The 12,388-nt window shown below is 64.6% G+C and carries 14 protein-coding genes and 1 tRNA gene; 7 read left to right on the top strand and 8 right to left on the bottom strand.

Annotated elements, in window-relative coordinates:
* Positions 1–223 precede the first annotated feature (223 nt).
* The 3 genes from AC51BJ_RS11880 to AC51BJ_RS11870 all read right to left on the bottom strand — a co-directional run bounded on the left by AC51BJ_RS11880 (position 224) and on the right by AC51BJ_RS11870 (position 1,576).
* The gene (locus AC51BJ_RS11880) at positions 224–631 is read right to left on the bottom strand and encodes a response regulator (RefSeq protein ID WP_496280362.1); all 408 of its coding nucleotides are present in this window, start codon (positions 629–631) and stop codon (positions 224–226) included.
* Between the two features lie 104 nt (positions 632–735).
* A complete protein-coding gene (locus AC51BJ_RS11875; RefSeq protein ID WP_019919231.1) occupies positions 736–1,374 on the bottom strand; it encodes a response regulator in 639 nt (212 codons plus the stop codon).
* A 40-nt stretch (positions 1,375–1,414) separates the two neighbouring features.
* A complete protein-coding gene (locus AC51BJ_RS11870) occupies positions 1,415–1,576 on the bottom strand; it encodes a DUF1328 domain-containing protein (protein WP_024300587.1) in 162 nt (53 codons plus the stop codon).
* A 122-nt stretch (positions 1,577–1,698) separates the two neighbouring features.
* Here AC51BJ_RS11870 and AC51BJ_RS11865 point away from each other — a divergent pair, with 122 nt between their 5' ends.
* Positions 1,699–3,156, top strand: a complete 1,458-nt coding sequence (locus AC51BJ_RS11865) for a sensor histidine kinase (protein ID WP_496280361.1) — start codon at positions 1,699–1,701, stop codon at positions 3,154–3,156.
* A gap of 24 nt (positions 3,157–3,180) precedes the next feature.
* Here AC51BJ_RS11865 and proB read toward each other — a convergent pair whose 3' ends face one another.
* From proB to rplU, 4 genes are all read right to left on the bottom strand, one after another.
* On the bottom strand, positions 3,181–4,296 hold the full coding sequence (gene proB / locus AC51BJ_RS11860) for a glutamate 5-kinase (protein ID WP_304003740.1): 1,116 nt from the start codon (positions 4,294–4,296) through the stop codon (positions 3,181–3,183).
* A complete protein-coding gene (gene cgtA, locus AC51BJ_RS11855) occupies positions 4,280–5,371 on the bottom strand; it encodes an Obg family GTPase CgtA (protein ID WP_019919227.1) in 1,092 nt (363 codons plus the stop codon). The genes proB and cgtA overlap by 17 nt, the downstream gene beginning before the upstream one ends.
* 124 nt (positions 5,372–5,495) lie before the next feature.
* A complete protein-coding gene (gene rpmA / locus AC51BJ_RS11850; RefSeq protein WP_008057943.1) occupies positions 5,496–5,759 on the bottom strand; it encodes a 50S ribosomal protein L27 in 264 nt (87 codons plus the stop codon).
* A gap of 52 nt (positions 5,760–5,811) precedes the next feature.
* A complete protein-coding gene (gene rplU, locus AC51BJ_RS11845; protein ID WP_019919226.1) occupies positions 5,812–6,123 on the bottom strand; it encodes a 50S ribosomal protein L21 in 312 nt (103 codons plus the stop codon).
* A gap of 151 nt (positions 6,124–6,274) precedes the next feature.
* Here rplU and AC51BJ_RS11840 point away from each other — a divergent pair, with 151 nt between their 5' ends.
* From AC51BJ_RS11840 to AC51BJ_RS11815, 6 genes are all read left to right on the top strand, one after another.
* A complete protein-coding gene (locus AC51BJ_RS11840) occupies positions 6,275–7,237 on the top strand; it encodes a polyprenyl synthetase family protein (protein WP_496280360.1) in 963 nt (320 codons plus the stop codon).
* A gap of 68 nt (positions 7,238–7,305) precedes the next feature.
* A tRNA-Pro gene (locus tag AC51BJ_RS11835) sits at positions 7,306–7,382 on the top strand.
* A gap of 91 nt (positions 7,383–7,473) precedes the next feature.
* Positions 7,474–8,640: a GSCFA domain-containing protein gene (locus tag AC51BJ_RS11830; protein WP_496280359.1), complete on the top strand. Its 1,167-nt coding sequence runs from the start codon at positions 7,474–7,476 to the stop codon at positions 8,638–8,640.
* The gene (locus tag AC51BJ_RS11825; protein WP_496280358.1) at positions 8,637–9,536 is read left to right on the top strand and encodes a WcbI family polysaccharide biosynthesis putative acetyltransferase; all 900 of its coding nucleotides are present in this window, start codon (positions 8,637–8,639) and stop codon (positions 9,534–9,536) included. The genes AC51BJ_RS11830 and AC51BJ_RS11825 overlap by 4 nt, the downstream gene beginning before the upstream one ends.
* 115 nt (positions 9,537–9,651) lie before the next feature.
* The gene (locus AC51BJ_RS11820; protein WP_496280357.1) at positions 9,652–10,728 is read left to right on the top strand and encodes a class I SAM-dependent methyltransferase; all 1,077 of its coding nucleotides are present in this window, start codon (positions 9,652–9,654) and stop codon (positions 10,726–10,728) included.
* A gap of 11 nt (positions 10,729–10,739) precedes the next feature.
* Positions 10,740–11,414: a methyltransferase domain-containing protein gene (locus tag AC51BJ_RS11815; protein ID WP_496280356.1), complete on the top strand. Its 675-nt coding sequence runs from the start codon at positions 10,740–10,742 to the stop codon at positions 11,412–11,414.
* Positions 11,415–11,417: 3 nt separating this feature from the next.
* Here AC51BJ_RS11815 and AC51BJ_RS11810 read toward each other — a convergent pair whose 3' ends face one another.
* Positions 11,418–12,272, bottom strand: coding sequence for a class I SAM-dependent methyltransferase (locus AC51BJ_RS11810; protein WP_496280355.1), 855 nt, complete (start codon positions 12,270–12,272; stop codon positions 11,418–11,420).
* Between the last annotated feature and the right edge of the window lie 116 nt (positions 12,273–12,388).

Genomic DNA, 12,388 nt, shown 5'->3' with positions numbered 1-12,388 from the left:
GAGGTCACGCGCGTCGCCTCAGCTACGCAACGTCCGGGACGGGATTGTGCTGCATCGAAACCGTGGAATTTCAGGGTGCGACACTATGCCGCAGCGCGCCCGTCGAAACGGAACGTCGATGATTTCGGCATGAAATGAGGGGTGCGGAGATGCTCGACGGGCTGCGTACGAAACTCGCCGCAGCGACCATCGTCAATCTTTCGGGGAGGGGCGCGAAGAGCGCTCAGCGCAGGCCTTCGAGCAGTTCGGCGACGCGTTCGAATTCGCTCGACTTGTCGAGGAAGTGATGAGCGCCCAGCGCCAGACTGCGTGCGCGCATGGCCGCGGTATTGCTGTTGGTCAGCACGATGGCGAGCAGATCCGGATGGTTCAGCTTCAGGTGCTGCAAGACGCCGAAACCGCTGCCCTCGCGCAACTGCAGGTCGACCACCACCGCATCGAAGCGGCCGACACGCAAGGCAGTCAGCGCGTCGGCTTCGGTATCGACCTCGCCGCAGACGACGATGCCCTCGCTGTCCTCGAGCAATGACACCAGATGCTTGCGGATCAGCAGCGAGTCCTCGACCAGCAGCACGCGCAGTGGGCGCGAACGGGCGAGCTGAGGTGTGGCGGGCGACGGATGCGGTTGCACGGCTCTGTGCGCTTCGTAGTCGTTTGAGCGATAGGGATTGGATTGCGCGCCAAGTATCTCACCCCCTTGCGGCGCCGGATGTAGGTGCGAGCCGACAGACGTACTCATTCGATCAAACCATTCTTCAGCGCGTAGTAGGTCAGTTCCGCATTGCTCTTCAGGTTCAGCTTGGTGAGCAGACGGCTGCGGTAGGTGCTGACGCTCTTCACGCTGATGAACAGTTCGTCGGCAATTTCGGTGACCGACTTGCCGGTCGCCAGCTTGTGCAGCACCTGGAACTCGCGTTCCGACAGCTGCTGGTGCGCCGGGGCGTCGGCGTCGCCGCTCAGGCGCTGCGTCAGAAGGTCGGCAACGGTGTCGCTCACGTAGCGGCGACCGCGCAGTACGGTGCGGATGGCGGTCAGGATGTCGTCCACGTCGGCATCCTTGCGGATGTAGCCGTTGGCACCGGCGCGCAGCATGTTCAGCGCGTACTGTTCCTCGGCGTAGGCACTGATGATGAGCACCGGCAGATCTGCCCGGTGCGTGCGCAGCAGGCGCAGCGTGTCCATGCCGTCGCGGTCGGGCATCGAAATGTCGAGCAGCAGCACGTCGAAGTCCTGCTGGCGCAGCAGGGTGAGCGTTTCGGCGCTGGTCGACGCTTCGGCGCCGACTTCGAGGTCGGCTTCGGCATTGATCAGCTGGCGCAGGCCGTTGCGCACGATCTGGTGGTCGTCAGCGAGCAGTACGCGTTTCTTTTGCATGATGGCGTGGTCGTCGTGGAAGCTGAGCGGATTATCCGCCTCAGCGCTTGAACAGTCCCACCACGAAGGAGGCGATTGTCAGCGCGAGGAATACGAAGAACAGGATCTTGGCGATGCCGGCCGCGCTTGCGGCGAGGCCGCCGAAGCCGAACAATGCCGCGATCAGCGCAACGATGAAGAAGATAAGGGCATAGTGAAGCATGACAGCCTCCTTGATGAACAGGAACAGGGCCGGCACGGCCGGCGTTGCCAGCGTGCGTGATCGAATCCTAGGCGGGGCGGCCGATTCAGGCTGTCGTCCGCGCCATGGCGGGGGCGTCGGACATGTCTGACGCGGAACGCTCGGTGAAGGCGGCAGCGCGGCATCGCGCCATTGTCGAAGGATTGTCGCGCGCGGCGCGCAAGGCCGGTTCCGCGACCGACGGCGCGGAACGGCTGACCGACAGCGTGCTGATGCGGCTGGCGCGCTTCCGCTGGGGGGCGCTGCTGGTGGTGCTGATCGGCGTGGCTTTCGCCGCGGTGTCCGAGACCACCTTCCAGGGCATGCAGCGCGAACGCGAGGAAATCGACGCTTCGCGCCTGTCGCTGGCGGCGCTGAACAATCTGGTCTACGACAATGCGCAGGGGATGGCCACGGAGGCACGCTACACCGAGGAGCCGTCGCCCGATCATCTGGCGCAGCATCTGGCGACGGTGCAGCGTCTCGCCGAGGCGGGTACCCACGTGCTCGGCTGGGCAGCCCGTCGGGGCATAGACGAAGAGCGCGTCGCCGTCGTCAAGCGCCTGACCGCAGCGGAATCCGAGGAGCTGAAACGGCTGCGGGCGCTGCCGCAGGACGCGAGCCCAGTCGAGGTGATGGACGCCTTCCTGCCGCCGGTGGTCGATCAGAACGAACTGCGCGAAGCACTCGAACCGCTGGTGCGCACCGAGCGCGCCTATCTCGAAGAGCAGATGACGCTGCTCGGTGAGGAAATCGAACGCCAGCGTGCGGCGGCCATCGTCGTCATCGCCATTGGCGTGCTGATGCTCATCCTGCTGTTGCGTGCCTATGCGATGCGCAGCCAGGCCGAAGCGCAGATCGCCGACCGCCTGCGTGCGGCGCGCGACGAGCTCGACGCGCTGGTGCGGGTGCGCACCGAAGAGCTGTCGGAACTGGCCAGCCACCTGCAGACCGAGGCCGAGCGGCAGAAGTCCGCGCTGGCGCGCGAACTGCACGACGAACTGGGGTCCATCCTGACCGCCAGCCGGATGGAGGCGTCGATGCTGCTGCGCCGGGCGCGCAAGCAGGACAGTCCGGACGTCGAGTCGCTGTCGCGCATCTGCGACATCCTGGAGCAGGGCGTGCAGATCAAGCGGCGCGTGATCGAAGGTCTGGTACCGACCGTGCTGACCCATCTGGGACTGTTGCCTGCGCTCGAATCGCTGGCTGAAGAGACGCGCGCTTCAGCGCCGTTCACGGTCGACCTGGAACTGCCGGATGCGCTGGAGCTGGATCGGGACAGGGCGATCGCGATCTACCGTGTCGCGCAGGAAGCGCTGACGAACATCAGGAAGCACGCGCAGGCGACCGAAGTGCGCATCGCGTTGACGGTCGATGGGCCGACCGTCCGGCTCGAAATCCGCGACAACGGCGTCGGCATCGCCGCCACGGCGCGCGGCAAGACCGGTTCGCACGGCCTGCTCGGCATGAAATATCGCGCCGATGCGCTGGGCGGCCGCTTTGCCATCGGTCCGGCACCGGAGCGTGGCACCTTGCTGGAATTCGCCCTGCCGCTGGCGTGAAACTGACGCACCCGGCCGGGTGCGTCAGGCGAGAACCATGTTGTCGCGGTGTATCAGTTCGGGTTCGTCGACGTAACCGAGCAAAGCCTCGATGTCGGCCGACGGGCGACGCGCTATGCGCCGGGTTTCCGACGCCGAGTAATTGATCAGGCCGCGCGCCAGTTCGCGCCCGGTGCTGTCGCGGCAGGCGACGACCGCGCCGCGTTCGAACTGCCCCTGCACCTCGGTCACGCCGATCGGCAGCAGGCTGCGACCTTCGCCGAGCGCCTTCACGGCGCCTTCGTCCAATATCAGCGTACCGGCCAGCTGCAGATGATCGGCCAGCCACTGCTTGCGCGCAGCCAGCGGCGTGTTGCCCGCCTTCAGGAAGGAGCCGAGCGCTTCGCCGCGCACCAGACGCAGCAGCACGTCCGGCTCGCGGCCGCTGGCGATCACCGTGTCGGCACCGCTGCGCGCGGCACGGCGTGCTGCACGCACCTTGGTGATCATGCCGCCGCGCGAAATGCCGGTGCCGGCGCCGCCGGCCATCGACTCGAAGCGCGGGTCGTCGGCTTCGCCTTCGCTGATCAGCGTGGCGGACGGATCCTTGCGCGGGTCGGCGGTGTAGAGGCCGTTCTGATCCGTCAGTATGACCAGGCAGTCGGCTTCGGTCAGATTGGCGACCAGCGCACCCAGCGTGTCGTTGTCGCCGAACTTTATTTCTTCGTAGACGACGGTGTCGTTCTCGTTGATCACCGGCACCACGCCCAACTCCATCAGCGTCGACAGGGTGGAGCGGGCATTCAGATAGCGGGTGCGATCGGCCAGGTCTTCGTGCGTCAGCAGGATCTGCGCGCTGGCCAGCCCGTACTGCGAGAAGGCGCCTTCGTAGGCTTGGGCCAGACCCATCTGGCCGACGGCGGCAGCGGCCTGCAGTTCGTGCATCGCGCTGGGTCGGGTGCTCCAGCCCAGGCGCTGCATGCCGGCCGCGATGGCGCCAGACGATACCAGCAGCACTTCGCGCCCTTCGGCGCGCAGTGCGGCGATCTGGCGCGCCCATTCCTGCAGTGCGCCGAGGTCCAGCCCGGCGCCGTTGTTGGTGACCAGCGCGCTGCCAACCTTGACGATCAGCCGCTTCGCATTCTCAAGGCGCGTTCTCATCGCCCGCTCCATCGCCGGCCTCGCCAGCGTCCAGATTGCGCACGTCCGGCTCCGGTTCGGGCGGCGGACGGGTCGCTTCCACGTGATCCATGATGGCGTAGCACAGACCGTCACAGCCCTGGCGTGTCATCGCCGAAATGCTGAACGCACGCTCGGCGCCGAAGGCCTCGACGAAATCTCGCACACGCTGTTCGCGCTCTTCCTCGGGAATCAGGTCGATCTTGTTCAGCACCAGCCAGCGCGGCTTCTGGTACAGCGATTCATCGTAGCGACGGAGTTCCTCGACGATGGCGCGCGCGTCGTGCAGCGGATCGGCTTCCGGATCGAAGGGGGCCAGATCGACCAGATGCAGCAACAGGCGGGTGCGTTGCAGATGGCGCAGGAACTGGTGACCGAGACCGGCGCCCTCGGCTGCACCTTCGATCAGGCCCGGAATGTCGGCGATGACGAAGCTGCGCGAGTCGTCAACCCGCACGACGCCGAGGTTGGGCGCCAGCGTGGTGAAGGGGTAATCGGCGACCTTGGGGCGCGCGGCGGACACGGCCCGGATGAAGGTGGACTTGCCCGCATTCGGCATGCCCAGCAGGCCGACGTCGGCCAGCACCTTCAGTTCGAGCTTCAGTTCGCGTCGCTCGCCGGCTTCGCCCGGCGTGGTCTGGCGCGGCGCGCGGTTGGTACTCGACTTGAAATGCAGGTTGCCCAGACCGCCGCGGCCGCCCTTGGCGATCAGCGCGCGGGCGCCGTCGTGGTCGAGGTCGGCGATCACTTCGCCGGTTGCCAGATCGGTGATCGTGGTGCCGACCGGCATGCGCAGTTCGCGGTCGTCGCCGCCCTTGCCGTAGCAGTCGGCGCCGCGACCGTTCTCGCCGCTTGCGGCGCGGAACATGCGCGTATAGCGGAAATCGATCAGCGTATTCAGGTTGCGGTCGGCGACTGCCCAGATGCTGCCGCCGCGGCCGCCGTCGCCGCCGTCCGGACCGCCGAACGGAATGAATTTTTCGCGGCGGAACGAGGCCGAGCCATTGCCGCCATCGCCGGCGATGACCTCTATCTTCGCTTCGTCAAAGAATTTCATCTCGCTTCACGCGTGCCTGGAGTGACTGGAATATCGAATGCTTGCTTGGTGCCGTCGCGTGCGCAGGCGGCAGAAACAAAAAGCCCTGCCTCGCGGGCAGGGCTTCGGTTCAGGCGAGCCGGAATCAGGCTGCAGCCGGAACGATGGTGACCACGCGACGGCGGTTTGCACCCTTGACGACGAACTGCACAACGCCGTCAATCTTGGCGAACAGCGTGTGGTCCTTGCCCATGCCGACGTTGTCGCCGGGGTGGAACTCGGTGCCGCGCTGACGCACGATGATGCTGCCTGCCGAAATCAGCTGACCGCCGTAGCTCTTGACGCCAAGGCGTTTCGATTCTGAGTCGCGGCCGTTACGCGTACTGCCGCCGCCTTTTTTGTGTGCCATTTGATGCTCTCCTGGATACGCTCAGCCACGCTCAGCGCATTTTTCAACATTCTCAGCCGTTGATGGCTTCGATGCGCAGTTCGGTGTAGTTCTGACGATGACCTTGATGCTTCTGATAGTGCTTGCGACGGCGCATCTTGAAAATCGTCACTTTCTTGTGGCGCCCTTGAGTGAGCACCGTTGCACGAACGCTGGCACCGGCAACCAGGGGCGCACCGATCTTGACCGATTCGCCCTCACCGACCATCAGAATCTGGTCGATCACGATTTCCGAGCCCACATCCGCAGGTATCTGTTCTACCTTGATTTTTTCGCCAGCGGCAACGCGATACTGCTTGCCACCGGTTTTTATGACCGCGTACATGTGTAACCCCAATAAGGTTTAAGGGAATCCACAACTATATCCGAGACGCTGGCTTTTTGTCAAAGGCTGCGAAACATCAACGGCTTGACGGGTTTTCGCGCGCTGCTACCATCCGCGTTTTTCCGCGTCCGGCAGCACTTCCTTGTCTTCAATGAACCGTCTTTACAGCCTGATTGCGGACGACATGCGCGCGCTGGATGGCGTCATCCGCGAGCGCCTGCACTCGGACGTCGTGCTGGTGCGCCAGGTGGCCGAGTACATCATCGGTGCCGGCGGCAAGCGGCTGCGACCTGCGCTCGTGCTGCTGACCTCCGGCGCTTGCGGCTATTCGGGGGCGCATCGCACCGAACTGGCCGCCGTGGTCGAGTTCATCCATACCGCAACGCTGCTGCACGACGACGTGGTGGATGAATCGGAGCTGCGCCGTGGCGCCAAGACCGCCAACGCGCTGTTCGGCAACGCGGCCTCGGTTCTGGTCGGTGACTTCCTCTACTCGCGCGCCTTCCAGATGATGGTGTCGGTCGGCAGTATGCGCGTGCAGGCCGTGCTGGCCGAGGCGACCAACATCATCGCCGAGGGCGAGGTGCTGCAGTTGCTGAACTGCCACGATGCCGACGTCGACGAAGACCGCTATCTGCAGGTCATCCGCTACAAGACCGCCAAGCTTTTCGAGGCGGCCAGCCGCCTCGGCGCCATGCTGGCCGGCGTCGATGCCGACGTCGAGGACCGTTTCGCACGTTTCGGCATGCACCTGGGCACAGCCTTCCAGCTGGTCGATGACATCCTCGACTACTCGGGCGACGAAGGTTCGATCGGCAAAAACCTCGGCGACGACCTGGCCGAGGGCAAGCCCACGCTGCCGCTGATCCACGTGATGAAGAATGGGACGCCGGAGCAGGTTGCCGTCGTCCGGCATGCCATCGAGGAGGGCGGACGCGATGACTGGGCCGACGTGCTGAAGGCGGTGGTGGACAGCGGCGCGCTCGAGATCGCCCGCGTTCGCGCGAGGGAGGAAGCCGAGCTGGCGCGTGCGGAACTGGCGGGGCTGCCGGCGAATGAATACCTGCAGAGCCTGCTCGATCTCGCAACGTTTGCAGTCGAGAGAAAGTTCTAGTAAAGTGCGCGCCTCGTTGCTTACGGCAACGGGCACGACGAGCTGCCTCGGTAGTTTGCTGTGAGGTTCGGGGAATAGCTCAGCCTGGTAGAGCACTGCGTTCGGGACGCAGGGGCCGGAGGTTCGAATCCTCTTTCCCCGACCAAGAATCCCGCGAAAAAGCCACCCCCCGGGGTGGCTTTTTTGTTTTCCGGTTCAGGGCCCGGAGCGAAGTCATCGGGCGAAAGTCCGTATGCATGCCCGGGCCTCTCCCCGAACCGGAAGGCCGGCCTGGTCCTGTTGCGCCCGCCACGGGTCGAAAAAGCCTCCCGTTCAATGTAGCCTTGGCGACCCGGAACGAAACAGCACTGCTCACCGCAATGTCGCATCCCTACTCCGATCTGCCGGATACCGCCTTCTGGTCGCGCACCGCCGGCGTTGCCGGATTCGACATGATGCAGACCCCGGCGCCGACCGACGGCTTCGTGATCCACACGACGGACAGGATCGTGTCGGCGGGCAGCTGTTTTGCGCAGCATCTGGCCCGCCAGCTGCCGACGCGGGGCTTCAACTACCTGGTGACCGAAACAGGGCCGGCGGATCGCCAGTTCGGCGTCTATCCGGCGCGGTTCGGCAACATCTATACCGTTCGGCAGCTGCTTCAGTTGTTCGAACGCGCGTACGGATTGTTCGAGCCTCGCGTGCAGGCTTGGCGCTGGTCCGGGGCCTTCGTCGACCCGTTCCGGCCCAACGTCGAGCCGCAGGGCTTTGCCACGCTCGACGACCTGCTGGCGGACCGTGTATCGCATCTGGCGGCGGTGCGCCGGATGTTCGAACAGTGCGACGTTTTCGTGTTCACGCTGGGAATGACCGAGGCATGGGTGTCCGATGCCGATGGCGCAGTGTTTCCGCTGGCGCCCGGCGTACATGGTGAGCCGGAAGGGGAGTCGAACTGTCGCTTCCACAATTTTTCGGTACCGGAGATGGTGGATGACCTGCGGCGTCTAGTGGGCAATCTGCGTGTGCTGAATCCATCGGTGAAACTGGTACTGAGCGTGTCGCCGGTGTCGATTGCGGCCACCTACGAACCGCGCCATGTGCTGGTCTCCAACAGCTACACCAAGGCGGCTCTGCGCGTGGTCGCGGACATGATGACGCGAGAGGATGATCTGACCACCTATTTCCCGTCCTATGAGTGCGTTGCCGGCCATCACACGATGGGGCGCTACTATCAGGCGGACATGCGTCACGTGACCCCCGAGGGTGTGCGCGACGTGGTCGACTACTTCACCCGTTTGTATCTGGCACAGGGCCCGGCTGCCGCAAAGCCGGCGCACGCGTCGCCGGCGGCGCAGACCACCCGGTCGGAGCGTGACCAGTGGTATGAGGTGTGGTGTGACGAAGAGCAGCTGACGGCGCCATGAGATTCGGCATCGTCGGTAATTGCCAGTCGCGCGGCCTGCTCGACTGCCTGGAGGCGCTTGCGCCCGATCATCTGTTCGATGCGATACAGGTCGAGCAGCTGGAGGAAGGTGACGAGTCGACGCTGGCGGCCGTGATGGCTCTGGCGAACGAGGTGGATGTGCTGTTTGCGCACCTGCCGGAGTATGCCGTTGCCAGCGCGGGGCCTCAGCAGGCCTTGCGGCACGCCTTGTCGCAGGCGCGTCCGCGTTCGGTGATCGCCATTCCGACCGTGGTGTTCGGCGGGTTTCATCCGGACAGCTGCGTGCTCCGCTGCAACGGCACCTATGTGCAGACTGTCGCCTCCCATTACCACTCGGCCATCATTGCCGGCGCCTACCTCTGCAAGCTTCCTGCGACGCGCGTAACCGCGCTGTTCAACCGCTTCGTCTATGCCGGACTGGGTTATGTGAGCGACTTTGCGCACCACCGGCAGGCTTTGCTCGATAACTTCTCGAGTCTGGGCTTCGATGCCGGCTACATTTTTGCCGCCCGTCGCATCTTCATGCACTGTCCGAACCACCCGGCGGTGTCCGTCCTGTTCGAGCTGGCCAGACAGATGCTGGCCCGGGTGAACATCCAGCCTCTGGCTGTGCCTCCGCCGGAGGACTGGTTGTTGAAGTACTCCTTGCTGTGGCCGGTCTATCCGGGCCTGCCCGGATCCAGCCTCGACGAGCCCGACGAGGTGACACCCGCCGGATCGCTGTATCTCACTCACGGCGAGCGGGTTATTTCCTGGCAGGCGCTGATCGAGAGCAGCTATGCGTGCTACACCGACAATCGCCTCGAAAGCGCCGACTGGTTCTCACCGGCCATCGAGCGCGCAGCGCGTTTCCTGAGCGAACACGTGCGTCCATGAACCATGCGCCAGACGTGAAGCGCCGACGGCTGCCCGATTGCGCAGCGCCGTTGCACCGGCCCGGCGGGCGCATGCCTTTGGTGCGTTCGCCTTCCGAATACGAAACGACAAACGCATGAACATCTATCACGCAGACATCCAGATCGCCGCCGCCCGCTATCTGGGATGGATGCCGGACTGCATCGCCGTCACCGACGACGACGTCACGGTATCCGGATGGGCGCTGTCGATCTGGAACGAGCCGGCGCAGCTGCGCTTCCTCATCAACGGCGCCGATTTCGATCAGGTCGACCGTGCGCTCGCTTCGCCGGACCTGCTGGCGCCGTTCGCTCACATCCCGCATGCCGTGAACTCGCGCTTCTTCTGCCGGCATCGCCGGGACGGCAGGCCGGACCTGTTCGCCGACGGCTTCATCCGGCTCAACGTGACCGGTCCGTTCGGCGAACACCGGCTGTCGTACCGCACTGCATGGTATCTGGCCGACCCCGCGCGTGAGCCCGACATGCCGTCGCCAGCGCAGATCGAGCGCGTCATCGGCACGGACAACGCGCAGATCTTCCGTCTGGGCGGCGCGACCATCGCGAGGCACGTCGAGCAACTGCTGCTGGAGCGCTTCGACCGCCCGATCGGCTCCTTCGAGGCCATTCTCGACTGGGGGTGTGGCGCGGGCCGGCTGAGCCGCTACCTGTCGCTGCTCTCACCGGTGGTGACCGGCATCGACATCGATGCGGACAACGTCGCCTGCTGTGCCCGCACGCTGCCCGGCGCGCGCTTCGTCCACATCGACCTGATGCCGCCCACGCCCTTTGCCGATGGCGCCTTCGATCTGGTGATCGGGCTGTCTGTGCTTACCCACCTCGATGAGCCGGTGCAGGACGCATGGCTGGCGGAGCTGCGGCGCATCACCCGCCCCGGCGCGCTGCTGATGCTGTCGGTCCAGGGTCTGACACAGATGGTGTTCTTCGACACGCCACCGACGCTGAATCTCGAAGTACATCGCATAGGCATACTGGATACCGGTGCCAACGACCAGTTGCAGGCCGTGCTCGACCATCCTTCGTACTACCGCAACGTGATGCATTCGCCCGACTACATCATGACCCGGTGGTCGCGCTGGTTCGATGTGCTCGACATCATCCCCGCCACGGCCGGCACACAGGACCTCGTGCTGCTCCGGCGACGCGCGGACTGAAGGGAACGGACATGCATCCGAGCGCGATGGAGAACGGCAGGCTGTTCTTTGCAACCTATGTCGCCCCCAGCGCACCGGCGCTGATACTCGACATCGGATCGCAGGACATCAACGGCTCCCTGCGTCAGCTGGCGCCTCCGGGCGCACGTTATGTGGGCCTCGATTTCGCCGCCGGCCGCGGGGTGGACGTTGTGCTGGATGACCCCTATCGACTGCCGTTCGAGGACGGCGTGGCAGACGTGGTCGTGAGCAGCTCGTGCTTCGAGCATGTCGACATGTTCTGGCTCACCTTCAACGAAGTGCTCCGGGTGCTCAAACCGGGCGGGCTGTTCTACTTGAACGCGCCGTCGAACGGCGAATTCCACCGCTATCCGGTCGACTGCTGGCGCTTCTATCCGGATGCAGGCGAGGCGCTCGTACGCTGGGGCACGCGCTCGGGCTTTCGACCGGCGCTGCTGGAATCATTCACCGCGTATCAGCAGCTCGACATCTGGAATGACTTCGTCGCCGTCTTCGTCAAGGATGCCGCCTGCGCGACGCATTACCCGGCGCGCATGCTGGATCGCATCGAGCGCTACATGAATGGTCGTCGCTACGGCGTCGAAGGCATCCTGAACGCCCAGGCGGTGACCGAAGACGGCGCCCGCCTGCACGCCCTCACCGGTCACGCCAAGCCGCAGCAGTGATGCTCAGCCCACCTTGCGCAGCCACAGGCTGGCGCCGGTGTTGCGCAGGCACAAAGGCATTCGGGTTTCGAAAAATGTGCGGTGAAAGTGCGACATGAAAGTGTTCATCAGCAGCACCTGAAAACGGTCGTTGTGCTGCAGGAAGGCGCGGACCATGTAGGCCTCGTTCCAGGCACGACCTTCGTAGATCCATTCCTTCGGATATTCGAAGGGATAGAAGATGTCGTGCAGATGGATTACGACACCTGGCGCCAGCGCCGGAAAGATTTCGAACAGCAGGCGATTGACGTCGCTGCCCACCTTGCCGACATGCGTCGAGTCGATGAACAGCACGTCGTTCTCTTCCAGCTGCCTGAACACGTCGATATCGACGTCCTGCAGCGGGCTGGCGATGATCGTGGAATGGGCCGCATCGTCGGCGCTGATCAGGGACTGCAACAGCTGCGGGAAGGGATCGATGAAGGTGGTGTGCAGCGTGCGACCCAGAAAGTACTGGTTGGTATCGAGCGTCACGCACGAGGAGTAGCCGGAGCCGACCTCGACCAGCCGTCGCGGCGCCAGCGTGCGCAGCATGCAATGCAGCATGATTGCGTCGGAATGGCCGTAGGCCGGATTCAGGTAGTGATAGCGCAGTCCGGGCGTGGGCTGGTCGGCGAACGGGAGCGTGGAGTAGAGCAGCGCGAAGCGCTCCAGAAGGGCCAGCTGCGCGGTCTCACGCATGTCGATGCCGGGCAGTTCGCGCGGTACGTTGCCGAACAGGCGGTCCTCGTTGCGCCGGAGTTCCTGCGGATCGGGGTAGGGCGAATAGAAGTGCCCCGATGGAAACAACTCGGGGACGACTTCGGGGGGCTGCTTCATCGCGTGATTTCCGACTCGAATGGACCGATTGCGCCGCGCGGCCGTGTCAAACTCGCCCTTGGCAGGCATGCTTCCGCCCGCGTCGCTGCCGGATTATTGCATGCTGGTTTGCAACG

The sequence above is a fragment of the Methyloversatilis sp. S146-33 genome (assembly GCF_059552495.1).
The sequence above is the reverse complement of the archived record's forward strand: the minus strand, read 5'-3'. Positions and strand labels throughout refer to the sequence as shown.